The sequence below is a fragment of the Citrobacter sp. RHB35-C21 genome (assembly GCF_013816515.1).
GTDB classification, from domain to species: Bacteria; Pseudomonadota; Gammaproteobacteria; order Enterobacterales; family Enterobacteriaceae; genus Citrobacter; species Citrobacter braakii.
The window spans coordinates 2,458,218-2,484,492 of sequence record NZ_CP057147.1 but is presented as its reverse complement, the minus strand read 5'-3'; the positions used below and the strand labels follow the sequence as shown (position 1 = coordinate 2,484,492).

24 protein-coding genes, 1 pseudogene and 1 other annotated feature (1 of these 26 running past the window's edge) are annotated in these 26,275 nt (G+C 50.9%); of the genes and pseudogenes, 13 read left to right on the top strand and 12 right to left on the bottom strand.

The annotated features are described in order from the left end of the window. Nucleotides 1-43 (top strand) — a sequence feature (Trp leader region); it begins 52 nt to the left of the window's first position. 23 nt (nt 44-66) lie between these two features. The 5 genes from HVZ39_RS12140 to trpA are packed head-to-tail and all read left to right on the top strand — an operon-like array spanning nt 67 to nt 6,596. Beyond that, on the top strand, nt 67-1,629 hold the full coding sequence (locus tag HVZ39_RS12140) for an anthranilate synthase component 1 (RefSeq protein ID WP_016156654.1): 1,563 nt from the start codon (nt 67-69) through the stop codon (nt 1,627-1,629). Further along, nucleotides 1,629-3,224 (top strand): bifunctional anthranilate synthase glutamate amidotransferase component TrpG/anthranilate phosphoribosyltransferase TrpD, encoded by a 1,596-nt coding sequence (gene trpD, locus HVZ39_RS12135; protein WP_181633649.1) that lies wholly within the window; start codon nt 1,629-1,631, stop codon nt 3,222-3,224. The genes HVZ39_RS12140 and trpD overlap by 1 nt, the downstream gene beginning before the upstream one ends. Nucleotides 3,225-3,227: 3 nt before the next feature. Beyond that, nucleotides 3,228-4,586, top strand: a complete 1,359-nt coding sequence (gene trpCF / locus HVZ39_RS12130) for a bifunctional indole-3-glycerol-phosphate synthase TrpC/phosphoribosylanthranilate isomerase TrpF (RefSeq protein WP_053388610.1) — start codon at nt 3,228-3,230, stop codon at nt 4,584-4,586. A gap of 10 nt (nt 4,587-4,596) precedes the next feature. After that, nucleotides 4,597-5,790, top strand: coding sequence for a tryptophan synthase subunit beta (trpB, locus tag HVZ39_RS12125; RefSeq protein WP_003020645.1), 1,194 nt, complete (start codon nt 4,597-4,599; stop codon nt 5,788-5,790). Next, nucleotides 5,790-6,596: a tryptophan synthase subunit alpha gene (gene trpA, locus HVZ39_RS12120; RefSeq protein ID WP_053388565.1), complete on the top strand. Its 807-nt coding sequence runs from the start codon at nt 5,790-5,792 to the stop codon at nt 6,594-6,596. The genes trpB and trpA overlap by 1 nt, the downstream gene beginning before the upstream one ends. Before the next feature lie 32 nt (nt 6,597-6,628). Here the strand turns inward: trpA and HVZ39_RS12115 are convergent, their stop codons facing one another. The 3 genes from HVZ39_RS12115 to ompW all read right to left on the bottom strand — a co-directional run bounded on the left by HVZ39_RS12115 (nt 6,629) and on the right by ompW (nt 9,333). Then, a complete protein-coding gene (locus HVZ39_RS12115; RefSeq protein WP_181633648.1) occupies nt 6,629-8,101 on the bottom strand; it encodes a GGDEF domain-containing protein in 1,473 nt (490 codons plus the stop codon). 185 nt (nt 8,102-8,286) lie between these two features. Further along, nucleotides 8,287-8,562 (bottom strand): hypothetical protein, encoded by a 276-nt coding sequence (locus HVZ39_RS12110; protein WP_016153262.1) that lies wholly within the window; start codon nt 8,560-8,562, stop codon nt 8,287-8,289. 132 nt (nt 8,563-8,694) lie between these two features. Beyond that, entirely contained in the window at nt 8,695-9,333 is a 639-nt protein-coding gene (gene ompW, locus HVZ39_RS12105; RefSeq protein ID WP_016153263.1) for an outer membrane protein OmpW, read from the bottom strand. A 283-nt stretch (nt 9,334-9,616) separates the two neighbouring features. Here ompW and HVZ39_RS26625 point away from each other — a divergent pair. The 4 genes and pseudogenes from HVZ39_RS26625 to yciA all read left to right on the top strand — a co-directional run. Then, nucleotides 9,617-9,703, top strand: a pseudogene (locus HVZ39_RS26625) (YkgJ family cysteine cluster protein); the annotation flags it as partial. A gap of 28 nt (nt 9,704-9,731) precedes the next feature. After that, a complete protein-coding gene (locus HVZ39_RS12100) occupies nt 9,732-10,475 on the top strand; it encodes a YciC family protein (protein ID WP_016153264.1) in 744 nt (247 codons plus the stop codon). Between the two features lie 54 nt (nt 10,476-10,529). Then, nucleotides 10,530-11,069, top strand: a complete 540-nt coding sequence (locus HVZ39_RS12095; RefSeq protein WP_019076883.1) for a septation protein A — start codon at nt 10,530-10,532, stop codon at nt 11,067-11,069. Nucleotides 11,070-11,234: 165 nt separating this feature from the next. Then, complete coding sequence (yciA, locus tag HVZ39_RS12090) at nt 11,235-11,636, top strand: acyl-CoA thioester hydrolase YciA (protein WP_016153266.1); 402 nt, start codon at nt 11,235-11,237, stop codon at nt 11,634-11,636. Nucleotides 11,637-11,711: 75 nt separating this feature from the next. On the opposite strand, the gene tonB is transcribed toward yciA, so the two are convergent. Continuing rightward, complete coding sequence (tonB, locus tag HVZ39_RS12085; protein ID WP_109017889.1) at nt 11,712-12,428, bottom strand: TonB system transport protein TonB; 717 nt, start codon at nt 12,426-12,428, stop codon at nt 11,712-11,714. A gap of 224 nt (nt 12,429-12,652) precedes the next feature. Between tonB and HVZ39_RS12080 the strand changes: the two genes are divergently transcribed. Next, nucleotides 12,653-12,949, top strand: a complete 297-nt coding sequence (locus tag HVZ39_RS12080) for a YciI family protein (RefSeq protein ID WP_003020675.1) — start codon at nt 12,653-12,655, stop codon at nt 12,947-12,949. Between the two features lie 51 nt (nt 12,950-13,000). On the opposite strand, the gene HVZ39_RS12075 is transcribed toward HVZ39_RS12080, so the two are convergent. After that, complete coding sequence (locus HVZ39_RS12075) at nt 13,001-13,174, bottom strand: YciY family protein (protein WP_016153268.1); 174 nt, start codon at nt 13,172-13,174, stop codon at nt 13,001-13,003. A gap of 142 nt (nt 13,175-13,316) precedes the next feature. Here HVZ39_RS12075 and cls point away from each other — a divergent pair, with 142 nt between their 5' ends. Then, complete coding sequence (cls, locus tag HVZ39_RS12070; protein WP_181633647.1) at nt 13,317-14,777, top strand: cardiolipin synthase; 1,461 nt, start codon at nt 13,317-13,319, stop codon at nt 14,775-14,777. Between the two features lie 34 nt (nt 14,778-14,811). Next, nucleotides 14,812-15,141 carry an HI1450 family dsDNA-mimic protein gene (locus HVZ39_RS12065; RefSeq protein ID WP_003020691.1) on the top strand — a complete coding sequence of 110 codons (330 nt, stop codon included), beginning with the start codon at nt 14,812-14,814 and terminating at the stop codon, nt 15,139-15,141. Between the two features lie 36 nt (nt 15,142-15,177). Here HVZ39_RS12065 and HVZ39_RS12060 read toward each other — a convergent pair whose 3' ends face one another. From HVZ39_RS12060 to ychE, 7 genes are all read right to left on the bottom strand, one after another. Continuing rightward, on the bottom strand, nt 15,178-16,014 hold the full coding sequence (locus HVZ39_RS12060) for an ion transporter (RefSeq protein ID WP_049269434.1): 837 nt from the start codon (nt 16,012-16,014) through the stop codon (nt 15,178-15,180). Between the two features lie 46 nt (nt 16,015-16,060). Beyond that, nucleotides 16,061-17,065, bottom strand: a complete 1,005-nt coding sequence (oppF, locus tag HVZ39_RS12055) for a murein tripeptide/oligopeptide ABC transporter ATP-binding protein OppF (protein WP_016153270.1) — start codon at nt 17,063-17,065, stop codon at nt 16,061-16,063. Next, a complete protein-coding gene (gene oppD, locus HVZ39_RS12050; RefSeq protein WP_003833364.1) occupies nt 17,062-18,075 on the bottom strand; it encodes a murein tripeptide/oligopeptide ABC transporter ATP-binding protein OppD in 1,014 nt (337 codons plus the stop codon). Before oppD ends, oppF begins: the two co-directional genes overlap by 4 nt. A gap of 11 nt (nt 18,076-18,086) precedes the next feature. Beyond that, entirely contained in the window at nt 18,087-18,995 is a 909-nt protein-coding gene (gene oppC / locus HVZ39_RS12045; protein ID WP_003020701.1) for an oligopeptide ABC transporter permease OppC, read from the bottom strand. Nucleotides 18,996-19,009: 14 nt separating this feature from the next. Further along, complete coding sequence (gene oppB / locus HVZ39_RS12040) at nt 19,010-19,930, bottom strand: oligopeptide ABC transporter permease OppB (RefSeq protein WP_003020708.1); 921 nt, start codon at nt 19,928-19,930, stop codon at nt 19,010-19,012. Nucleotides 19,931-20,051: 121 nt separating this feature from the next. Further along, nucleotides 20,052-21,683 carry an oligopeptide ABC transporter substrate-binding protein OppA gene (gene oppA, locus HVZ39_RS12035; protein WP_016153271.1) on the bottom strand — a complete coding sequence of 544 codons (1,632 nt, stop codon included), beginning with the start codon at nt 21,681-21,683 and terminating at the stop codon, nt 20,052-20,054. Nucleotides 21,684-22,455: 772 nt separating this feature from the next. Then, the gene (gene ychE, locus HVZ39_RS12030) at nt 22,456-23,103 is read right to left on the bottom strand and encodes an NAAT family transporter YchE (RefSeq protein WP_003020714.1); all 648 of its coding nucleotides are present in this window, start codon (nt 23,101-23,103) and stop codon (nt 22,456-22,458) included. A gap of 487 nt (nt 23,104-23,590) precedes the next feature. Here ychE and adhE point away from each other — a divergent pair, with 487 nt between their 5' ends. Next, on the top strand, nt 23,591-26,269 hold the full coding sequence (gene adhE / locus HVZ39_RS12025; protein ID WP_016153272.1) for a bifunctional acetaldehyde-CoA/alcohol dehydrogenase: 2,679 nt from the start codon (nt 23,591-23,593) through the stop codon (nt 26,267-26,269). The last annotated feature ends 6 nt before the right edge of the window (nt 26,270-26,275 follow it).

The following is a 26,275-nucleotide window of genomic DNA, read 5'->3' as shown; positions in this document are numbered from 1 at the left end:
TGCAACCAGATACCCGGCCCGCCAAATGAGCGGGCTTTTTTTTGAACAAAATTAATGAGAATAACGATGCAAACACAAAAACCGACACTCGAGCTGCTTGCCTGCGATGCCGCCTACCGTGAAAATCCGACGGCGCTGTTTCATCAGGTGTGTGGCGCACGTCCGGCAACGCTGCTGCTGGAATCTGCCGATATCGACAGCAAAGACGATCTGAAGAGCTTGCTGCTGGTCGACAGTGCATTACGCATTACCGCCATCGGTGACACTGTCACCATTCAGGCATTATCAGCTAACGGCGCATCGCTGCTGCCGCTGCTGGATGCTGCCCTGCCAGCGGGTGTTGAGAACAAACAACAACCGAATGGTCGCCATCTGCGATTCCCTGCCGTTAGCCCGCTGCTGGATGAAGACGCCCGCTTATGTTCCCTGTCCGTATTTGATGCCTTCCGTTTATTGCAGGAGCTGGTTAATGTTCCTGCGCAAGAACGTGAAGCGATGTTCTTCGGCGGTCTGTTTTCCTACGACCTGGTTGCCGGTTTTGAAGATTTACCTCAGCTTGAAGCGGGCAACCGTTGCCCTGACTACTGCTTCTATCTGGCAGAAACGCTCATGGTCATCGACCATCAGAAGAAAAGCACCCGCATTCAGGCCAGCATATTTACCCCCAGCGATGCAGAAAAACAGCGTCTTAATGCCCGTCTGGCGCAACTGAGCCAGCAGCTTACCGAACCTGCGCCGCCGCTGCCCGTCACTGAAGTTCCGCACATGCGCTGCGAATGCAATCAGAGCGATGAAGAGTTTGCCGCCGTGGTTCGTGGTATGCAAAAAGCCATTCGCGCTGGCGAAATTTTCCAGGTGGTTCCATCCCGTCGTTTCTCGCTGCCCTGCCCGTCACCGCTGGCGGCCTACTATGTGCTGAAGAAAAGTAACCCCAGCCCGTACATGTTTTTTATGCAGGACAACGATTTCACATTGTTCGGCGCCTCTCCGGAAAGCTCGCTGAAATACGATGCCACCAGCCGGCAGATTGAAATCTACCCGATTGCCGGGACCCGCCCACGCGGTCGTCGTGCGGACGGTTCACTGGACCGCGATCTCGACAGCCGTATTGAGCTGGAGATGCGTACCGATCATAAAGAGCTTTCCGAGCACCTGATGCTGGTAGACCTGGCGCGTAACGACCTGGCGCGCATCTGCACGCCCGGCAGCCGCTACGTTGCTGACCTCACCAAAGTGGATCGTTATTCCTTCGTTATGCACCTGGTTTCCCGCGTAGTCGGCGAGCTGCGTAGCGATCTGGATGTGCTGCATGCTTACCGAGCCTGTATGAACATGGGTACGCTAAGCGGAGCACCGAAAGTTCGCGCCATGCAGCTTATCGCCGAGGCCGAAGGCCGTCGTCGCGGCAGCTATGGCGGCGCAGTGGGTTACTTCACGGCCCATGGCGATCTGGATACCTGTATTGTGATTCGTTCCGCCCTCGTGGAAGACGGTATTGCCACCGTACAGGCTGGCGCCGGAATTGTTCTGGATTCCGTTGGGCAGTCAGAAGCCGATGAAACCCGTAATAAAGCGCGTGCGGTTCTGCGTGCTATCGCCACCGCACACCACGCACAGGAGACCTTCTAATGGCTGACATTCTGCTGCTCGATAATATCGACTCTTTTACCTATAACCTGGCAGATCAGCTGCGTACTAACGGTCATAACGTGGTGATTTACCGCAACCATATTCCGGCCCAGACATTAATAGACCGCTTAGCGACCATGAAAAATCCGGTGCTGATGCTCTCTCCAGGTCCAGGTGCGCCAAGCGAAGCGGGCTGCATGCCGGAGCTGTTAACCCGCCTGCGCGGCAAGCTGCCAATCATCGGCATTTGTCTGGGGCATCAGGCCATTGTCGAGGCCTATGGTGGATACGTGGGACAGGCTGGGGAAATCCTGCACGGCAAAGCGTCCAGCATTGAACACGATGGTCAGGCAATGTTCGCCGGTCTGGCAAATCCGCTGCCAGTGGCGCGCTATCACTCGCTGGTTGGCAGCAACGTTCCGGCCGGATTGACCATCAACGCCCACTTTAACGGCATGGTGATGGCGGTACGTCACGATACCGATCGCGTATGTGGCTTCCAGTTCCATCCAGAATCCATTCTGACCACCCAGGGCGCACGTCTGCTGGAGCAAACGCTGGCCTGGGCGCAACAGAAACTCGAACAGACCAATACCCTGCAACCTATTCTGGAGAAACTGTATCAGGCCCAGACGCTGTCTCAGCAGGAAAGCCACCAGCTGTTCTCCGCCGTGGTACGCGGTGAACTGAAGCCGGAACAACTGGCTGCGGCGCTGGTGAGCATGAAAATTCGTGGCGAGCACCCGAATGAAATTGCCGGTGCGGCAACCGCGCTGCTGGAAAACGCCGCCCCGTTCCCGCGACCTGATTATCTGTTTGCCGATATTGTCGGTACCGGTGGTGACGGCAGCAACAGTATCAATATTTCCACCGCCAGCGCCTTTGTGGCGGCCGCTTGCGGACTGAAAGTCGCCAAACACGGCAACCGCAGCGTCTCCAGCAAGTCGGGCTCTTCGGATCTGTTAGCGGCTTTTGGCATCAATCTGGATATGAACGCCGATAAATCCCGTCAGGCACTTGACGACCTCGGAGTGTGTTTCTTGTTTGCGCCGAAATACCACACCGGTTTTCGCAATGCTATGCCGGTACGCCAACAGTTGAAAACCCGTACGCTGTTTAACGTCCTCGGCCCGTTGATTAACCCGGCACATCCGCCGCTGGCGCTGATCGGCGTTTACAGTCCGGAACTGGTGCTGCCGATTGCCGAAACGCTGCGCGTGTTGGGGTACCAGCGGGCAGCCGTGGTGCACAGCGGTGGCATGGATGAAGTTTCGCTGCATGCACCGACCATTGTGGCGGAGCTGCATGATGGCGAAATCAAGAGCTATCAACTGACGGCAGAAGACTTTGGCCTGACGCCTTACCACCAGGAACAGCTGGCTGGCGGCACGCCGGAAGAAAACCGTGACATTCTTAGTCGCTTGTTACAAGGTAAAGGTGAAGCCGCTCATGAAGCTGCTGTTGCCGCGAATGTCGCCATGTTAATGCGCCTGCACGGTGAAGAAGATTTAAAAGCCAATGCGCAAACCGTGATTAATGTACTGCGCAGCGGCGCGGCCTATGACCGTGTCACTGCACTGGCAGCAAGAGGGTAAATGATGCAAACCGTTTTAGCGAAAATTGTCGCAGACAAGGCGATTTGGGTAGAAGCCCGCAAACAGCAACAACCGCTGGCCAGCTTTCAGAATGATGTTCAACCCAGCTCTCGTGATTTCTACGATGCGCTGCAAGGTGCACGCACCGCCTTTATTCTGGAGTGCAAAAAAGCGTCTCCGTCAAAAGGCGTGATCCGTGATGACTTCGACCCGGCACAGATTGCGGGCGTATATAAACAATATGCTTCTGCGATTTCCGTACTGACCGATGAGAAATATTTTCAGGGGAGCTTTGATTTCCTGCCCATCGTCAGCCGCATCGCACCGCAGCCGATTCTGTGTAAGGACTTTATTATCGATCCTTACCAGATTTACCTGGCGCGCTTCTATCAGGCGGACGCCTGTCTGCTGATGCTGTCGGTGCTTGATGATGAGCAATATCGTCAACTCGCCGCCGTCGCCCACAGTTTGAAAATGGGCGTACTGACCGAAGTCAGTAACGATGAAGAGCTGGAGCGAGCTATCGCACTGGGCGCCAAAGTCGTCGGTATCAACAACCGTGATTTACGCGACCTGTCGATCGATCTGAATCGCACCCGCCAACTGGCGCCGCGACTGGGTCATGGCGTAACCGTCATCAGCGAGTCCGGTATCAATACCTATGGTCAAGTGCGAGAACTCAGCCACTTCGCCAACGGTTTTCTGATTGGCTCTGCGTTGATGTCGCATGATGATCTGCATGCTGCCGTGCGTCGCGTTCTGCTCGGCGAAAATAAAGTCTGCGGTTTAACCCGGCCTCAGGATGCAAACGCGGCATACGAAGCGGGTGCCATATACGGCGGGTTGATTTTTGTGTCCACATCGCCACGCGCGGTCAGCGTTGAACACGCGCGCGAGGTCATGACCGGCGCACCGCTGCAATATGTCGGGGTGTTTCGCAACGCAGAGATCACCGACGTGCGCGAAACAGCGGCGGCTCTGGGGCTAACAGCCGTGCAATTGCATGGTAGCGAAGACCAGGCCTATGTTGACGCCCTGCGCGACGCGCTCCCCGAACAGGTGCAAATCTGGAAGGCGTTAAGCGTCAGTGAAACGTTGCCAGCCCGTGATTATCAGCACGTCGATAAATACATATTCGACAATGGCCAGGGAGGCAGCGGTCAACGCTTCGACTGGTCACTTTTAGGCGGACAATCGCTGGATAACGTTTTACTGGCTGGCGGACTCGGCGCTGATAACTGCGTTGACGCGGCAAAAACCGGCTGTGCCGGTCTCGATTTCAATTCTGGCGTAGAGTCACAGCCGGGCATCAAGGATGCACGTCTTTTGGCTTCGGTCTTTCAGACGCTGCGCGCATATTAAGGAAAAGGACATGACAACATTACTCAATCCGTATTTTGGTGAATTTGGCGGTATGTATGTGCCACAGATTCTGATGCCTGCCCTGCGCCAGCTGGAAGAAGCTTTTGTCAGCGCGCAAAAGGATCCTGAATTTCAGGCGCAGTTTACAGACCTGCTGAAAAACTATGCTGGTCGTCCAACTGCCCTGACCAAATGCCAGAACATTACTCAAGGCACCAACACTACGCTGTATCTCAAACGTGAAGATTTGCTGCACGGCGGCGCGCACAAAACCAACCAGGTATTGGGCCAGGCTTTGTTGGCGAAGCGTATGGGGAAAACGGAGATCATCGCCGAAACCGGCGCGGGCCAGCACGGTGTTGCATCAGCTCTCGCCAGCGCACTGCTGGGGCTGAAATGCCGTATTTATATGGGTGCAAAAGACGTTGAACGCCAGTCGCCAAACGTTTTCCGTATGCGTCTGATGGGGGCTGAAGTTATCCCGGTTCACAGCGGTTCTGCAACGCTGAAAGATGCCTGTAACGAAGCGCTGCGCGACTGGTCTGGCAGCTACGATACCGCGCACTATATGCTCGGTACGGCGGCAGGTCCACATCCCTTCCCGACCATTGTTCGTGAATTTCAGCGCATGATCGGCGAGGAAACTAAAGCGCAGATCCTTGAAAAAGAAGGTCGCCTGCCGGACGCGGTTATCGCCTGCGTGGGCGGCGGTTCTAACGCCATCGGTATGTTCGCGGACTTTATTAATGAAACCAGCGTCGGTCTGATTGGCGTCGAGCCTGGCGGCCATGGGATTGAATCAGGGGAACATGGCGCACCGTTGAAGCATGGTCGTGTCGGGATTTACTTCGGCATGAAGTCCCCGATGATGCAGACCGAAGAAGGACAGATTGAAGAGTCTTACTCTATTTCCGCGGGGCTGGATTTCCCGTCTGTCGGGCCGCAGCATGCGTATCTGAACAGCATTGGTCGCGCCGATTATGTTTCGATCACCGACGACGAAGCGCTTGAGGCCTTCAAAACGCTGTGTCTGCACGAGGGGATTATTCCGGCGCTGGAGTCCTCCCATGCCCTGGCACACGCATTGAAAATGATGCGTGAAAACCCGGAAAAAGAGCAGTTACTGGTGGTTAATCTCTCCGGTCGCGGCGACAAAGACATTTTCACCGTACACGATATTCTGAAAGCGCGAGGGGAAATCTGATGGAACGTTACGAAAACCTGTTTGCACAGCTGAAGGACCGCAAAGAAGGTGCTTTTGTCCCCTTCGTAACCCTGGGCGATCCGTCTGTTGAGCAGTCACTGAAAATCATTGATACGCTGATTGAAGCCGGTGCCGATGCCCTTGAGCTCGGTATTCCGTTCTCCGATCCGCTGGCTGACGGTCCAACCATTCAGGAAGCCACCTTGCGTGCGTTTGCCGCCGGCGTCACGCCGTCGCAATGCTTTGAAATGCTGGCGCTGATTCGCCAGAAGCACCCTACGATTCCCATTGGCTTGCTGATGTATGCCAACCTGGTGTTTAGCAAGGGCATTGACGAGTTTTACGCCCAGTGTGAAAAAGTTGGCGTGGATTCCGTGTTAGTAGCCGATGTTCCCGTTGAAGAGTCCGCGCCATTCAGAGCTGCGGCGCTCCGCCACAACATTGCGCCAATTTTTATCTGCCCACCGAACGCTGATGAAGAACTGCTGCGCCAGATAGCCTCTCATGGCCGCGGCTATACCTATTTGCTTTCGCGTGCGGGCGTGACCGGTGCAGAAAATCGAGCGGCATTACCGCTGCATCACCTGGTCGAAAAGTTGAAAGCATATGATGCTCCGCCTTCTTTACAGGGATTTGGTATCTCTGCGCCTGAACAGGTAACCGGCGCGATTGACGCTGGCGCTGCTGGCGCTATTTCCGGCTCGGCAATAGTGAAAATCATTGAGAAAAATGTTGCGATACCGGAACAGATGCTGGCTGAGCTGAAAGCTTTTGTCAGCGCGATGAAAGCCGCCACACGGCAGTAAGCTAAATCAACCGCCAGAGACTTCTGGCGGTTTTACGCTTCTTTCGTGTGCTTCATTTTATACATGGCGCTATCTGCATTCTGAATAGCCACATCCAGTTCACCGTTCACCTCTGCAATCCCCCACGATACTGACAATGGCACGGTATGACCGTCCACTACAAACACATGGCTGGTCACCTGCCCGCTGATACGTTGAGCGATTGCGATGGCATCAGTTGCCTGCGAGCGAAACAGCAGGATCATAAATTCATCCCCGCCGGTACGAATCACAATATCGTGACTGGTGCGGGTGTTTGATAACATCCTGTTGGCGATAATTTGCAACGCACGATCGCCTGCCGCGTGACCCCAGGTATCATTGACGGCCTTGAACTTATTGCAGTCCAGTAGCACCACCGAACAGTGGGATAAATCACGGCGCTTGATGATGTCGAGTATACGGCGATTAAAGCAACCGGTCAGGGTGTCTATATAAACCTTCAGGTCGCTTTCGTTTAGCCATGATTTTAGCGAAAAACTAATCATGATGAAAAAGAACGGCGCCAGCAGGATCACGATCCCGGCATGGGTATCGCGCGTCATAAAACGGCCTAATGAAAGCGAATAGTGCAGCGCATATTTCTCCGAAAAATTGCGCACTAAAAAACGGGATTGACCTGTACATTTACCGGATAAACAGAGACTTTCATTGTTGGTCAAATTTACCAATTCCACATTCAGCTCTGGTGGGAGCTGGTAGTCAAATGCTTGAGCCAACGCTTCCTGCAATTCGGGCTTTGAATGGTCATAAACCAGATAGGCCACGATTTGGTCTGATATCTCTTTGCCAGACAGATCGTAGATATAGCTCACCACGCTGTAAGCTTTTTCACCGGTAATTTTATCGGTATAGAAGTTCGTTGAACTAAGGGCTTTGTTTTTGACGTTTTTTTGCAACAGTCGGGTATAGAAATCGACCGGCGGATAGAAAAAGTTGGTGAGATCCCGCGCCATTTCAGAATTTGAGAAACTGAAGTTGCGCGAATCGGAAGCCATAAACCAGTAAAAATAATCTGAATTTTTGGCGATAATATAACGATGTGCATCGAAGCTGCCCGGATTTAGCTCATTAACCATACCACGAATAAACTCCGCCGCCGTATACATACACAGCGCGTTGTGGCTGGCTTGCTGGGCAATAATTGCCCCCGTTTCCGAATGCAGACGCTTTGGGTCGGCGTTAATTCCCCATTCAATCTCATTGCGGGGAACAAATTGTGAAATATCGCCACATTGCTCACCCGATTTAATATGGTGATAGCGCTCACCAATCGCATCGGCGATCAGCTCATTATCGTTAAAAATGTCCATCATGCGCGCTTGCATGCGGTTAACACCGTCACTGACTGCAGCCATCCGCTGCTCATAAATTATAAACAGAAACAACGACGTAAATATCAACGTAATGAGCCCTGATACCAGCAGTGCCTGCCTGTTTCTGAGCTTGTCCTGCACAATCTTCACGAGTTCACCCTGATAGTTAACATATTGCCAAACCGGTTACCCGTTTCTGTCGTTGCATAACTGCGCTGTATGTTGATTGAGAATGTTAACCGTCCCTAAGCTGATGCCTTAGAAGCCCGCCATTGTGTGCGCTAAAGTTACAGACTTATACAATAAAAGCACATTTTTGTTAACATAAATGCAAACTAATCATCACCCTCAATCGGATACCCTGCCCGACGAATGGCCTCACGACAATCGCTCACGCCTGCGGCATAGCCCGCTTCAATCTCACAAACAGGACTGGCGCTGCAATAAGGTAGTTTAACCGGAGTCGCAATGCGTTTCTCCAGCACTTCAATTTTATCCATAAAATTCAATAAATCACGCGCGGCACTCACGGCGAACTCTGCCGTTTCATCTCCGGTGAAAGGTTCCAAAAGTGTGATTTTTTGTTGTAGCAGGTGGCGAGTCAACATCATCGTCAATACCCTCAAAGCCAGTTTGCTTAAAGAGTAGCATTACATCGACGGGGAGAAAGGCAGGAAGAAATAAACTGGTAATAAAAAAGCTGACCGTGGAACGATCAGCTTTTCCGTATTTTAATCACGGACTTAGAAGCGATAACCCGCGGAGAACATAAACACCCACGGATCGAGGCGGACGCTGTCATGCTGCTGCGCGCCAGCCAGTTTGTAGCTCGCGGTGGTGTCGATATCCATGTACCAGACCGACATGTTAATCAGCCAGTCGCGGTTAATCAGATAGTCCATACCCACTTGCCCTGCTGCGCCCCAAGAGTCTTTCAGGCTCAGGTCAGATAAACCGGTTTCTTTGCCGTTATTGTTAAAGCCTTCGTCAAAGAAGGTGGTGTAGTTCACACCGACACCAACGTACGGACGCAGTTTGCTGCTGGAATCGCCGAAATACCACTGTGCCATTAAGGTCGGCGGTAAATGGTGAACGGTCGCAATATCACCTGTTGTGGCAGTGCCAATTTTATGGCGGAACGGCGTGGCTGCCAGTAATTCAACACCGATATTGTCGGTTGCCATGTAGGTAAATGTCAGACCCAACTGCGTGTTATTGCTGACATCAAAGCCACCCAGGCTTCCCAGCGTACCACCCGCGCCTTCCGTCGGTCTGACGGTGGCAGAACCTGCACGAATAAAGAATTCTCCGGCCTCATGCGCAAATACGTTACCAGAGAGAAGAGTTGTTAAAGCCACTGCTGCAACTGTTAATTTTTTCATGTCCGCTCCATCGTTATGGTTATAAAAGCGGAACGAATATACCCACATTGGAGTAATAAGTGATCTAACCTGGATCACATTGACTTTGATAATTTAACATTTATTGATCCAGATTAAGTTAGAACTTGCATTCAAAATCCTGGTTAACCTAATTCAGATCAATTTTGATATATTTTCGCCACGCAAGTACCTGGCCTCCGTTGCAGAATGGCGATGGTTATTTGTTCGTGATGCGCAGAGAACAACCAACGTTCTTGCATGAAGCTGAAGTCATAGTCAAAAATTACCGGGGCTTTACAAAGATATGCTTTTCCATACACCGCGCGATGCTGCCACTGTAGAGTTATCCAGGGTACAATTGCCCACAAATGAACACCTGCAAAACTCAAGGAGAGTGCATGTCTATCACGGCGAAATCCGTTTACCGTGACACGGGAAACTTTTTCCGTAATCAATTCATTACCATCTTGCTGGTATCGTTGTTGTGCGCGTTTATCACAGTGGTGTTAGGGCATGCCTTTTCTCCCACCGACGCACAAATTGCGCAACTCAGTGAAGGCGATCAGTTAACCAGCAGCGTGGGATTGTTCGATCTGGTGCAAAACATGACCCCGGAGCAACAGCAAATTTTGCTACGCGCTTCCGCGGCGTCGACGTTTTCCGGTCTGATTGGTAATGCCATCCTCGCCGGAGGCATTATCCTGATGATTCAGCTGATTTCAGCCGGTCATCGGGTCAGCGCGTTACGCGCCATCGGTGCCAGCGCGCCGGTTTTGCCGAAGCTGTTTATTCTGATTTTTCTGACTACTCTGCTGGTGCAAATCGGTATTATGCTGGTTGTGGTACCCGGTATTCTGCTGGCTATCCTGCTGGCACTTGCACCGGTGATGTTAGTACAGGACAAAATGGGTGTCTTTGCCGCGATGCGCAACAGTATGCGTCTGGCGTGGTCGAATATGCGTCTGGTTGCACCAGCAGTGATCGGTTGGCTGCTGGCAAAAACGTTGTTGTTGCTTTTTGCGCCAAGTTTTGCGGTACTTACGCCAAATGTAGGCGCGGTATTGGCGAATACGCTGAGCAATATGATCTCCGCCGTGTTGCTGATCTATTTGTTCCGCCTGTACATGCTAATTCGCCAATAAACCCTGAACGCATTCCGGGCTTGTACCCGGTGCTTTTGATGACGGAATCGAAGAATGAAGCAGTTTCTTGATTTTTTACCGCTGGTTGTCTTTTTTGCTTTTTATAAGCTCTATGACATCTATGCGGCGACCTCGGCGCTGATTGTTGCGACGGCTGTGGTTTTGATTTACAGCTGGGTCCGCTATCGCAAGGTCGAGAAGATGGCATTGATCACTTTTGTTCTGGTAGCCGTGTTCGGTGGCCTGACCATCTTCTTCCACAATGATGAATTCATTAAGTGGAAAGTAACGGTGATTTACGGGCTGTTTGCCGGTGCGCTGCTGGTTAGCCAATGGGTAATGAAAAAGCCGCTGATTCAGCGCATGTTAGGTAAAGAGCTGAGCTTGCCACAGCCGGTTTGGATAAAACTTAACTTCGCCTGGGCCGTCTTCTTTATCCTGTGCGGTCTGGCGAATATCTATATCGCGTTTTGGCTACCGCAGAATATTTGGGTCAACTTTAAAGTATTCGGCCTGACCGCCCTGACTTTACTATTTACGTTACTGAGCGGAGTCTATATTTACCGCCACCTTCCGCAGGAAGATAAATCGTAATAAATGCTCGCCAGATCTCCGGATCTGGCGAATTTTTATCCCTTCGAGTTCCTTGTTGCCATCAACCTGGCTTACTTCCGCCCCGCAGGCCGCATCCCCTCTGTTCTCAGCGCGTAAATTCTAGTAGCATCGCGCCTGTAATCTTTCTCTATAGTCGGTTCTACAATGACAACAACGAATAACACTCCCCAGGGCGAACTGGTTTTACGCACTCTGGCTATGCCTGCCGATACCAACGCAAACGGTGATATTTTTGGCGGCTGGCTGATGTCACAAATGGATATAGGTGGCGCTATTCAGGCCAAAGAGATCGCACATGGTCGCGTGGTCACGGTGCGGGTTGAAGGAATGAGCTTTTTGCGCCCGGTTGCCGTGGGCGATGTGGTTTGTTGCTATGCACGCTGCGTGAAACGCGGGACGACCTCGATCAGCATTAATATTGAAGTCTGGGTGAAGAAAGTCGCTTCAGAACCTATCGGCCAGCGCTATAAAGCTACCGAAGCCCTGTTTATCTACGTTGCCGTTGATAAAGACGGTAAACCGCGGCCGATTCCCTCCCTGGCCTGATAGCACGCGCAAGCATCGCCATCCGGCAATCATTCTGCCGGATTTGGCGGCGTAACGCCAAATCCGGCCTGATGCTTACTCGATCTGTGTTGTGCCGTTCAGGCGGAAAACAATATTCACCACCAGCCCGGAACCAGGCTTACCGGCTTCATAACGCCATCTGCGCATCGCATTTTTCACTTCACGCTCAAACATATTCGCAGGCTGTGCGGACAGAACTTCCACATTTTCAACCCGGCCATCCGAGGTCACGTCAAATTTGACCTTCACACGGCCTTCAATGCGCAACGCCTGTGCACGTGCCGGATATTGAGGCTGATTACGACTTAAGGCTCGCGGACCCGATGGAGCACTCACCGCCGGTTTAGTGGTTGCCGGAGCGGTACTGGTTGTTGGACGCGCAGGCGCCGTATTTTCAAACGGGGACGCCGGACGAGGCTCTGCTGGTTTAACATCACGCTTCGGCTGCTCTTCCACCTTTTTCACCGGTTTTGGCTTCGGCTTAGGTTTGGGCTTCGGTTTCTCAATCACTACCGGCGCTTCTTTTGGCGGTTCGGGGATCGGTTCTGGCTCCGGTTCAGGCTCGACGACAGGTTCCGGCGGCGGCTGAACGGCCTGAGGCGGTTCAAGATCGGCAGGCGCAACCATCGTCACGGAGATCGGCTGCGCTGGCGCAGGCAGTTCAATAACCTGATGTACCGAGGTATACAGCAAACCTGCCACTACAGCACCATGAATGCCGACAGAAAGTAACGTAGGCCAGGGAAAGCGACGAGGTAAATCAAGGGTCATTGAAGTCATAATCGTTTCAGTAAAAAAACCAGGCCCTGATTTTAAATGCAAATAGCAATCATATTCAATAAGACCGTGAAGCTAACTGGCATTTAAAACGCGATTTTATGATAAAAAACCATTTTCAAAGTATGGCCTTAACATATTAGTTATCTTTCCGTTGCAGTTACCAAGCCTTTCCAATAACGTAAATATGACCTTTTACCGTTCAAGGAGCTCTACCCGTGCTGTACGTTATTTACGCTCAAGATATCGCAGACTCTCTCGAAAAACGTCTTTCCGTACGCCCTGCTCATCTGGCTCGTCTGCAACTCCTTCATGACGAAGGCCGTTTGCTCACGGCGGGTCCCATGCCAGCGGTTGACAGTAACGATCCGGGCGCCGCAGGCTTTACCGGCTCAACGGTGATTGCAGAATTTGAATCTTTAGAAGCCGCGCAGGCGTGGGCGGAAGCCGATCCCTACGTGGCGGCAGGTGTTTATGCGCAGGTTTCAGTAAAACCGTACAAAAAAGTATTTTAAAAACAAAACGAAAAGCTGACATTGGGCACCGCCAGCGGTGCCCTTTTGAGATCAGATGTTGTGGATCGCAAACAGCAACGAGTTACGTTGATGGTTGAGAATACACTTTCTGATGGTATGGATACGCATATTACGGCGCGATTGTCCTTCAAGCCAACGTGCTTTACGGCGGCTAGCCTGACGCAGCATCCGCCAGCGTCCCACTTCCGTTCTACTACGCTTCATGTTTACTACTCTTTCAGTCACTGAGCGGCCATTATAACGCCACACCGAATGCAGACCAGTGGTTTTCCCGTGTTTTTATTTGCCAGATTAATCCTGATGCGTAAACTCTTAACAATACGCTTTCAAAAGGATTTTTAAATTTATGACAACCTTCTACACCGTGGTGAGTTGGCTGGTCATTCTGGGTTACTGGGTACTCATTGCTGGCGTAACATTACGCATTCTAATGAAACGACGCGCAGTGCCCTCCGCAATGGCCTGGCTTTTGATCATCTATATTCTGCCATTGGTAGGGATCATTGCTTATCTGTCCTTCGGTGAGCTCCACCTGGGTAAACGTCGCGCCGAACGCGCCCGGGCAATGTGGCCGTCAACGGCCAAGTGGCTGAACGATCTTAAAGCCTGTAAGCATATTTTTGCGCAGGAAAACAGCAGCGTCGCGTCATCCTTATTTAAGCTGTGCGAGCGTCGTCAGGGAATCGCTGGCGTTAAAGGGAATCAATTGCAGTTGCTCACCAGTTCAGAGGACGTGATGCAGGCATTGATCCGTGATATTCAACTGGCGCGTCACAACATCGAGATGGTGTTCTACATCTGGCAACCAGGCGGTATGGCCGATCAGGTCGCCGAGTCATTAATGGCTGCCGCAAGGCGTGGAATTCACTGTCGCTTAATGCTGGACTCCGCGGGTAGCGTGGCGTTCTTTCGCAGCCCATGGGCGGCGATGATGCGTAACGCGGGTATCGAGGTTGTTGAAGCGCTGAAAGTAAACCTGATGCGTGTATTTTTACGCCGTATGGACCTGCGTCAGCACCGCAAAATGATCATGATCGATAACTATATTGCTTATACCGGCAGCATGAACATGGTCGATCCCCGTTTCTTCAAACAAGATGCCGGCGTCGGGCAATGGGTGGATTTGATGGCGAGAATGGAAGGCCCGGTAGCCACCGCTATGGGCATTGTCTATTCCTGCGACTGGGAAATTGAGACCGGCAAGCGCATTCTGCCCCCGCCGCCAGACGTCAATATCATGCCATTTGAGCAGGCCAGCGGCCACACCATTCACACTATCGCTTCGGGACCTGGTTTCCCTGAAGATTTGATTCATCAGGCGCTGTTAACCGCAGCTTATTCGGCGCGTGAATATTTAATTATGACCACGCCCTACTTCGTTCCCAGCGACGATCTGCTGCATGCGATCTGTACGGCGGCGCAGCGCGGGGTCGACGTCAGTATTATTCTTCCACGCAAGAATGATTCCCTGCTGGTTGGCTGGGCAAGCCGGGCCTTTTTCACTGAGTTGCTGGCGGCTGGCGTTAAAATCTATCAGTTCGAAGGTGGCTTACTGCACACCAAGAGCGTACTGGTCGATGGCGAGCTGAGCCTGGTCGGTACCGTTAACCTGGATATGCGCAGTCTGTGGCTCAATTTTGAAATCACGCTGGTCATTGATGATGCCGGATTCGGTGGCGATCTCGCGGCAGTACAGGATGATTATATTTCGCGTTCCCGTCTGCTTGATGCCCATTTGTGGGTAAAACGACCACTCTGGCAGCGGATCGCTGAGCGACTGTTTTACTTCTTTAGTCCGTTGCTGTAAAACGTGCCCATCAGACAGTAAACAGGTAGTCATTATGGATATGGATTTGAACAATCGCCTGACTGAAGACGAAACGCTTGAGCAGGCTTACGATATTTTTCTTGAACTGGCTGCGGACAACCTGGATCCAGCCGACATCATTCTGTTCAATTTACAGTTTGAAGAGCGCGGTGGTGCCGAGTTATTCGACCCGGCAGAAGACTGGCAGGAGCATGTTGATTTTGACCTGAACCCTGACTTCTTTGCCGAAGTGGTGATTGGTCTGGCAGATACAGAAGACGGCGAGATTAACGATATTTTTGCGCGCGTTTTATTATGTCGCGAAAAAGATCACAAACTCTGCCATATTCTCTGGCGCGAGTAACAAACAAAAAAGCTGCTCTCGCAGCTTTTTTCATTTTTAGCCCGGCAGTTTACTTCCGCAGCGGTTACAAAACTGCGCACTATGTTCATGCTGCGCCTGCTGACACTGTGGGCATCTACGCTGATATCCGCGCTGTTGGAACGCACTGCTCATGTGTGTGGTTATCAATCCGGTCGGTATCGCAATCACAGAGTATCCAATCAGGATAAGCACTGACGCCACCATGCGTCCCAACGGCGTGTGCGGTGTAATGTCACCGTAGCCGACGGTGGTGACCGTAACAATAGCCCAATACACAGACGCATTCAGCGTAGTAAAGCCATATTTGGGCCCTTCTATCAGATACATCATCGCGCCGAAAACAACCATCAGAATGGCAATAAAGGAATAGAACAACATCAGTTGATGACGGGCGCTTTTTAACGCATTCCAGAACACTCGCAGAGAAGGCATAAAACGCAGCAGCTTGAGAATACGCAAAACGCGCAGGACACGCATCGCTCGCCAGGCGAAGACATAGCTCAAACTGATTTCAGGCCATAGCCACATCACGTACAGCGGTAGAATGGTGGCCAGATCGATAATCCCCCAGAAGCTAAACACATATTTAGCGGGATTGGCCCAGCTGCATAAGCGAAGAAAATATTCGAGGGTAAAGACCAGAGTAATAAAGATCTCCAGCCAGACAAAAATGCGCCATTCCTCAAAGGTTAAATGGTATTGCGTCCCGACCCCGGACTCAATGAAGATAACAATAACGCTGAGCAAGGCGAACAGCGCGCACATACCTTCAAAGCGACGCCCTGAACGGGTGTTTAAATCGAATAATTTGCGATAGAGCGCGCGGCGGACAGAAGAGACTAAACCTGACACATATACCTCACCAAAAAGAAGGGCTGACCTTTGTCAGCCCTCAGGATTATAGCGGGTCTACTTTCAGGCAGGAAACTGCGTGACGGAAACTTCCTTCGAGAACCGGGCGGGTTTTTGCGCATTCCGGTCCGGCAATCGGGCAGCGCGTACGGAACACGCAGCCGGAAGGAGGATTAATCGGCGACGGCAATTCGCCTTCCAGCAACTGGATAACCTTGTTCCTTTCCTGATCCGGGTCGGGAATCGGCACTGCAGACATCAACGCCTTGGTATAAGGGTGCAGCGGATTATGGTACACCTCATCATAAGTCCCTAATTCCACCGCGTGTCCGAGATACATGACCAGCACGCGATCGGAGATATGTTTCACCACCGCCAGGTCGTGAGCAATGAAGATTAACGATAATCCCATTTCACGCTGTAACTGTTGTAACAGGTTCACCACCTGGGCCTGAATGGATACGTCCAGCGCCGAAACCGGTTCATCGCAAATAATCAGCTTCGGCTCGAGGATCAGCGCCCGGGCAATACCAATACGCTGACACTGACCGCCGGAAAACTCATGCGGGTAGCGGTTAATCAGATTTGGCAGCAACCCTACCTTCATCATCATCGTCTTCACACGGTCGCGGACTTCCTGACCAGACAGGTTCGGATGATAAGTCCGCAGCGGTTCGGCAATGATTTCACCGATGGTCATGCGCGGGTTCAGTGATGCCAGCGGATCCTGGAAAATCATCTGAATATCGCTACGCACTTCCCGCCACTCATCGGGTTTCATGCCCAGTAAATCTTTACCCAGCCAGGCGACTTTTCCATCGGTGGCTTTCACCAGGCCAATAATCGCACGGGCAAAAGTCGATTTTCCACAGCCTGATTCGCCGACAACGCCCAGGGTTTCACCTTCATACAGTCGCAGAGTCACGCCATCAACCGCTTTCAGGGTTTTAGACGGCTGCCAGAACCACTGCTTGCCGTCTTTAATGTCGAAATGGACTTTAAGATCGGCAATTTCAAGGAGCACTTTTCGTTGTTCGGTGACCGCATTCATACCAGTTCCTCCACCGGTTTAAAGCAGGCGCGCAGGCGGCCCGGACTAAACTCTTCCAGTGGCGGAGCACTGCTACAGATTTCCATCGCATGCGGGCAACGCGGCTGGAATGGGCAACCTTTTGGTAAACGCAACAGGTTCGGCGGGTTGCCCGGGATAGTCAGCATCTCTTCCCCTTCGGCATCCAGACGAGGTACGGCATTCAGCAAACCAATCGAATACGGATGAACGGGCTTATAAAAGACATCCCGCGCACTGCCATATTCCATGGTACGTCCGGCGTACATCACCAAAACTTTATCGCAAATACCGGCAACTACTCCCAGATCGTGGGTGATCATGATAATCGCAGTGTTGAATTCGCTTTTCAGTTCATTCAGCAGGGTCATGATTTGCGCCTGTACCGTAACATCGAGCGCGGTAGTCGGCTCATCGGCTATCAGTAATTTAGGCCTGCACAACAGCGCCATGGCGATCATTACGCGCTGACGCATCCCGCCGGAGAATTCATGCGGATACATTTTCATACGCTTACGCGCTTCCGGCATTTTCACCGCATCCAGCATTCTTACCGATTCTTCAAAGGCTTCCGCTTTGCTCATGCCTTTATGCAGCATGAGAACTTCCATCAACTGCTCACCGACTCGCATGTACGGATTGAGAGAGGTCATCGGGTCCTGGAAAATCATCGAGATTTGCTCGGCGCGCAGTTTGTTCAACTCACGTTCCGGTAAATTCAGAATTTCACGTCCGTTGAAAGTTGCAGAACCTCCGATACGGCCATTTGCTGCCAGCAGGCCCATTAGGGCAAAGGCCGTTTGCGATTTCCCTGAACCGGATTCCCCAACAATACCCAGCGTTTCTCCAGCTCGCAGAGAAAAGTTTAAATCGTTTACCGCAGTCACATCGCCGTCGGGGGTGGCAAACGTCACGCGCAGATCTTTAACGTTCAGCAGTGCGTTAGCCTGTTGTTGCGCGAGCGGCGCGGTTGAGGTTTCAATTACGCTCATGGCTGCACTCCTTAACGGTCTTTCGGGTCGAGGGCATCACGCAGGCCATCGCCAATAAAGTTAAAACAGAACAAAGTGACCACCAGGAATCCTGCCGGGAACAGCAGCAGCCATGGTGAGACTTCCATCGAGTTGGCACCATCACTCAGCAACGCCCCCCAGCTACTTAATGGCTCCTGCGTCCCTAATCCCAAAAAGCTCAGGAAGGATTCAAACAGGATCATGCTGGGCACCAGCAACGAAGCGTACACCACCACCACGCCCAGCACGTTCGGCACAATATGACGGATAACGATGCGCACGGTAGATACCCCACCCACTTGCGCTGCTTCAATAAACTCTTTGCGCTTGAGACTCAGCGTTTGTCCACGCACGATACGCGCCATATCCAGCCAGGATACCATCCCAATAGCGACAAAAATCAGCAGGATATTTTGCCCAAAGAAAGTGACCAGCAGAATCACGAAGAACATGAACGGGAAGGAGTTGAGGATTTCCAGCAGACGCATCATCACGGAGTCGATTTTACCGCCGAGGTAGCCCGACAGAGAACCGTATAGCGTGCCGACAACTACCGCGACCAACGCCGCGGCAATGCCGACCATCAATGAGATGCGACCGCCAATCGCCACACGAACCAGCAGGTCTCGACCTGACGAGTCGGTGCCGAAATAGTGTCCGGATTCCGTATCCGGCGCGCTGGACATCATGCCCCAGTCGGTATCGAAGTAGGTAAACTGCGACAGCATCGGCGCCAGCGTCACAAACAGCGCAATAATCACCAGCACGACCAGGCTTGCTACCGCCGCGCGGTTATGCATAAAGCGTCGACGCGCGTCCTGCCACAGACTGCGGCCCTCGACCTCCAGCTTTTCACTGAAATTCTCCAGCGCTTCGCTGTTTTTCTTACTTAACATCATAGCGAGCTCCAGTATCAGTAACGAATTTTCGGGTCGATAACGGCATACAGCACGTCAACAATCGCGTTAAACACGATGGTCAGCGTCCCTACCAGTATGGTGAGGCTCAGGACCAGCGAATAGTCGCGGTTTAACGCGCCATTGACGAACAGCTGGCCAATGCCCGGCAAACCATAGATGGTTTCAATAACCATCGAACCGGTAATAATGCCGACAAATGCTGGTCCCATATAGGACAGCACAGGCAACAGCGCAGGTTTTAACGCATGGCGGAAAATAATCCGCCGCATCGGCAACCCTTTAGCGCGCGCGGTACGAATAAAGTTAGAGTGCAGCACTTCAATCATCGAACCGCGGGTAATACGGGCGATACTGGCGATATAAGCCAGTGACAAGGCCACCATCGGCAGGATCATAAATTTCAACGCCCCGCCGTTCCAGCCGCCTCCGGGCAGCCATTTCAAGGTTATGGCAAATATCATGACCAATAAGGGAGCGACCACGAAACTGGGGATAACCACCCCGGTCATTGCCACCCCCATCACCGTGTAGTCCCAGCGCGTATTTTGTTTCAGCGCGGCTATCACCCCAGCGCTAACGCCAACGAGGACCGCCAGAATAAAGGCCGCAGCTCCCAGCTTCGCAGAAACCGGAAAGCTCGAGGCCACAAGGTCGTTTACCGTATAGTCTTTATATTTAAAAGATGGCCCAAAATCGCCATGTGCCAGCTGCTTGAGGTAGCTGAAGTACTGCGTCGAGATAGGATCGTTAAGATGATATTTCGCTTCGATATTAGCCAGTACCTCTGGCGGTAACGCGCGTTCCCCGGTGAATGGGCTTCCCGGCGCAAGGCGCATCATAAAGAATGAAATCGTAATAAGTATAAACAGCGTCGGAATCGCTTCCAGACAGCGACGTAATATAAATTTTAACATTGCCCGTACCTTCTGGCGTGTGCCTTTACACCTCTTCTACCCCGACGTTCAGGTAAAGCGGTGTTAATAGTTCGAAGAAAAAAGACACTGTGGGGCAAAATGATTGCCCCACGTCTTGCCATTAATGCTTGATAATATACAAGTCTTTAACGTGGATATTATCCATCGGGTCTTTACCAGAGTATCCGCCAACCCATGGTTTTACCAGGCGGGCGTTAACATAGTAATAAACCGGTACAATCGCAGAATCTTTATCCAGCTGCTGTTCCGCTTTCGAATACAGTTCGCTGCGCTGCGCTTCATCAGTCACTTTCAGCGTATCCGCAATCAGCTTATCAAACGCCGGGCTCTTATAGTGGACGGTGTTGTTGGAGCTGTCAGACAGCACCATATTCAGGAAGGATGTTGGTTCGTTGTAATCCGCACACCAGCCCGCACGCGAAACATCATAGTTACCCTGATGGCGCGTATCGAGGAATGTTTTCCATTCCTGGTTTTCCAGCTTCACGTTGGCGCCCAGATTTTTCTTCCAGATAGATGCCGCAGCGATGGCCAGCTTTTTATGCAGATCTGAGGTGTTATACAGCAGGTCAAAGGTCAACGGTTTTTCAGCGGTATACCCGGCTTCAGCCAGCAGTTTTTTCGCTTCTTCATTGCGTTTTTCCTGAGACCATTTGAACCACTCTGGTTCAACCAGTTTCGCGCCATCGGTGTAAGGAGGGGTAAAGCTATACGCCGGCAGGTCCCCCTGGTTTTTAACTTTGTTGACGATAATGTCACGATCCAACGCCAGTTTCAGGGCTGTACGAACACGAACATCGTTGAACGGTGCTTTCTGGTTGTTGATTTCGTAATAATAGGTGCACAGATACGGGTCAACGTGAACTTCGTTCGGGATCTCTTTTTTCAGTTTCTGGAATAACTCGATCGGCATGTTGTTATAGGTCATGTCGATTTCGCCGCTGCGATAGCGGTTAACGTCAGTCACTTCAGAAGAAATTGGCAGGTAGGTAACCTGGTTAATAACCGTTTTGGCGTTGTCCCAGTAGTTGGTGTTACGCTCAAGTACAATGCGCTCGTTGACCACCCAGTCTTTCAGCTTATAGGCGCCGTTGGTGACGATGTTAGCGGGCTGGGTCCATTTCTCACCGTATTTTTCAACCGCTGCTTTAGGAACCGGAGAAACGGATGAGTGCACAAGCAATTTGTAGAAATAAGGAACCGGCTCGCTCAGGGTGACTTCAAATGTATGATCGTCGAGAGCTTTGACACCGAGATCGGTGATCGGCTTTTTGCCGGCGATAATATCGTCAATATTGACAATGTGACCGTACTGTAAATAACTGGCGTACGGTGACGCGGTATTTGGATTAGCCAGGCGTTGCCAGCTATACACGAAATCTTGCGCGGTAACAGGCGTGCCGTCAGACCATTTAGCGTCTTTACGCAGATGGAATGTCCACACCTTAAAGTCTTTATTTTCCCACTTTTCAGCCACGCCAGGCGATGGTTTGCCATCGACATCGCTGATTAATAAACCTTCAAACAGGTCACGGTTGATATTGGATTCAGGTACACCTTCGATTTTATGTGGATCGAGTGACTGAACTTCCGAACCGTTATTACGCACCAGAGTCTGCTTTTCAGCAAGCTGCACACCTGCTGGCACAACTGCCGCCGTAGCAACATTCCCAGCGATTAGCGCAGTTAGGATCCCCGCAGCTACTAAACTTTTTTTAGTGATGTTAGTCATTGTGTTTGTACTCCCTCATTATTATGGCTGGTTTTTTAACCAGACTGTTAATCCTGTCAGGATCCCTGTACGGCACCGGAGATTTTCTGCCGTCAGGTAGTTTCTTGTTTTACTGCTTGCTATCACCGACTTTATTTATTTCTGGCGATTCGTATGACCACCTTGCGTCGATTATTTACGTGCCTCCCCTGCCGGAAACACGCTATTACCCTGTTGAGAGAATCTAATTGAAAATGATTCTCATCAACGTGAATTCTTCTGCATAATACCTGGCCGGAAAGTATCAAATGCGTTTCTTAACCGCCAATACATTTTACAAATTTGTTAACCAATTCTCTTTTATTGGAAATAAATCTCACTAAAAAAGTCTTACGAATGAAAGATTGTGACAATAAAACGATAAAAATCAATATATTACATCACGCGCAGTGTTAACCCCCCAGTCCTGTGTCAACACCACGCCAAAATGCACATAAATTTAACAATTGGTTATTAATTAGCACATTCATCTAAAAAAAACGCTGAAATAACTAATAACATTTCGATAATCCTTCAGCAAGCCCCAGAGTATGATGTTAATAAAATAACAGTGACATCGGGATCCCTCTGGTGGACCATTGAGTGTTATATCCATAAAATCAATGAATAAATTAATGAATAACCATCAGATATTTTTATATTTCTATGCTGATTTTCAACTTTAGTGAGAAGTTTTACTAATAACGAAAGGAAACGGAGCCGAAAGAGGCTCCGTTGATGCCGAAGAGGAATATCAGGCAAGTAAACCGGGGAAAATGGACTTGATTCCAGTCACAATGAATTCGATCCCTAAGGCCATTAACAACAACCCCATAATACGCGTAATGACGTTGATACCGGTTTGGCCCAGCAGCCGTACCAGCCACGGTGCCATGCGGAACAGTCCCCAACAGCACAGGGCAAACAACGCAATCGCCACAAAAAAACCAAACAGGTTAATCGCACTGTGATAGCGCGTACCCCAAACGATAGTTGAGCTTATCGCCCCCGGCCCCGCCATAAGCGGCAATGCCAGCGGCACTACGCCGATACTTTCGCGGATTGCTGTTTCTGATTTTTCCTGTTTGTTTTGCTTATCTTCGCCCAGTTTTCCGCTAATCATCGACATCGCGATAGTCACCACCAGAATGCCGCCGGCAATCCTGAACGAATCTATCGAGATACCGAAGAGCTGAAGAATACCGTCACCAAGGAACAGCGAAGTCCACAGGATGATGGCAACCGACAGGTTTGCCGTAAGGTTGGTTTTATTTCGCGCAGCAGCCGTTTGATAGCTGGTCATACTGATAAAGACTGGGATGATCCCGACCGGGTTAACCAATGCGAATAACCCAATGAAAAATTTAAAATAGACAGGAAAATCAAATAGCGTTTGGATCACGGTTAGCTCCGAAGCGTTAGCCGGATAAAATGAGTCATAAAAATTGATAAAATCCGCGCTGAAGATACGCCTTTTGTCAGCATACTTCACCTTCTATCTGTGTATATCTACGTAAATACACTTCCAATACTTAGTGTTATTAATATGTATTAAATATGCTAATGTTAATAGCATTCACCCCACCAATTCATTAACACTTACCGATAAACGCTAAAAGGGCCTGCTGAAAGGTGTCAGCTTTGCGAAATTTTGATCCAGATCACGCAATTACTACTCAGAAGTGAGTAATCTTGCTTACGCCACCTGGAGGTAGCGCGTTAGAATTAAGTGGCGCTAGCGTATAAGCTCTTTTAGTAAATCAAGGTAAAGTGGAAGTTAATTAACCGTTTGATTTTCAAAACGTTACACAAATTTTCGTCGATCTGTCTATACTCTCGTATCGAGCAGATGATTTACTAAAAAAGTTTAACATTATCAGGAGAGCATTATGGCTGTTACTAATGTCGCTGAACTTAACGCACTTGTAGAGCGCGTAAAAAAAGCCCAGCGTGAATATGCCAGTTTCACTCAAGAACAGGTTGACAAAATCTTCCGTGCCGCCGCTCTGGCTGCTGCAGACGCTCGAATCCCTCTCGCGAAAATGGCCGTTGCCGAATCTGGCATGGGCATCGTCGAAGATAAAGTGATTAAAAACCACTTTGCTTCCGAATACATTTATAACGCATATAAAGACGAAAAAACCTGTGGTGTACTGGCTGAAGACCACACTTTCGGTACCATTACCATCGCTGAACCGATTGGTATCATCTGCGGTATCGTTCCAACCACTAACCCGACTTCTACTGCTATCTTCAAATCACTGATCAGCCTGAAGACGCGTAACGCCATCATCTTCTCTCCGCATCCGCGTGCTAAAGATGCCACTAACAAAGCGGCTGATATCGTTCTGCAGGCAGCAATTGCTGCTGGCGCACCGAAAGATCTGATCGGCTGGATCGATCAACCTTCCGTAGAACTGTCAAACGCGCTGATGCACCACCCGGACATCAACCTGATCCTTGCGACCGGTGGTCCAGGCATGGTTAAAGCAGCATACAGCTCCGGTAAACCGGCAATCGGTGTAGGCGCAGGTAACACCCCTGTGGTTATCGATGAAACCGCTGATATCAAGCGTGCTGTTGCATCTGTTCTGATGTCTAAAACCTTCGATAACGGCGTAATTTGTGCTTCTGAACAGTCCGTTGTTGTCGTTGACTCTGTATACGACGCAGTACGTGAGCGTTTCGCGACTCACGGCGGCTACATGCTGCAAGGCAAAGAGCTGAAAGCCGTTCAGGACGTTATCCTGAAAAATGGCGCGCTGAACGCGGCTATCGTTGGTCAGCCGGCATACAAAATTGCTGAACTGGCAGGCTTCTCCGTACCAGAAACCACTAAGATTCTGATCGGTGAAGTGACAGTTGTTGACGAAAGCGAACCGTTCGCTCACGAAAAATTGTCTCCGACGCTGGCAATGTACCGTGCGAAAGACTTCGAAGACGCCGTTATTAAAGCTGAAAAACTGGTTGCGATGGGCGGTATCGGTCATACCTCTTGCCTGTACACCGACCAGGACAACCAGCCAGAACGTGTTGCTTACTTCGGTCAGATGATGAAAACCGCACGTATCCTGATTAACACCCCAGCTTCTCAGGGTGGTATCGGTGACCTGTACAACTTTAAACTCGCGCCTTCCCTGACTCTGGGTTGTGGTTCCTGGGGTGGTAACTCCATCTCTGAAAACGTTGGTCCTAAGCACCTGATCAACAAGAAAACCGTTGCTAAGCGAGCTGAAAACATGTTGTGGCACAAACTTCCGAAATCTATCTACTTCCGTCGTGGCTCTCTGCCAATCGCACTGGATGAAGTGATTACCGATGGTCACAAACGTGCTCTGATCGTGACCGACCGCTTCCTGTTTAACAATGGCTATGCTGACCAGATCACCTCCGTGCTGAAAGCTGCTGGCGTTGAAACCGAAGTGTTCTTTGAAGTGGAAGCTGACCCAACTCTGACCGTTGTACGCAAAGGTGCTGAGCTGGCTAACTCCTTTAAACCAGACGTGATCATCGCGCTGGGTGGCGGTTCCCCGATGGATGCCGCGAAAATCATGTGGGTTATGTACGAACACCCAGAAACCCACTTCGAAGAACTGGCACTGCGCTTTATGGACATCCGTAAACGTATCTACAAGTTCCCGAAAATGGGCGTAAAAGCGAAGATGGTTGCCGTCACCACCACTTCCGGTACTGGTTCTGAAGTTACTCCGTTTGCGGTTGTTACTGACGATGCAACTGGTCAGAAATACCCGCTGGCAGACTATGCGCTGACTCCGGATATGGCGATTGTTGACGCCAACTTGGTGATGGATATGCCTAAGTCCCTGTGTGCGTTCGGCGGTCTGGATGCCGTCACTCACGCCCTGGAAGCTTACGTATCCGTGCTGGCTTCTGAGTTCTCCGACGGTCAGGCTCTGCAAGCGCTGAAACTGCTGAAAGAAAACCTGCCAGCGTCCTACCACGAAGGTTCTAAGAACCCGGTAGCGCGTGAGCGTGTACACAGTGCAGCAACCATCGCCGGTATTGCGTTTGCTAACGCCTTCCTGGGTGTATGTCACTCAATGGCGCACAAGCTGGGTTCTCAGTTCCACATTCCTCACGGTCTGGCGAACGCCCTGCTGATCAGCAACGTTATTCGTTATAACGCGAACGACAACCCGACTAAACAGACTGCATTCAGCCAGTACGACCGTCCGCAGGCTCGTCGTCGCTACGCTGAAATCGCAGACCATCTGGGTCTGAGCGCACCGGGCGACCGTACTGCTGCAAAAATCCAGAAACTGCTGGGCTGGCTGGACGAAATCAAAGCTGAACTGGGTATTCCTAAGTCTATCCGTGAAGCTGGCGTTCAGGAAGCTGACTTCCTGGCACACGTGGACAAACTGTCTGAAGATGCGTTTGATGACCAGTGTACTGGTGCTAACCCGCGTTACCCGCTGATTTCTGAACTGAAACAGATCCTGATGGATACCTACTACGGTCGTGAATACAGCGAAGATCAAACCGCCGTTAAGACTGAAGCAGTAGCTGCTCCGAAAGCTGAGAAGAAAGCGAAGAAATCCGCTTAATTCATC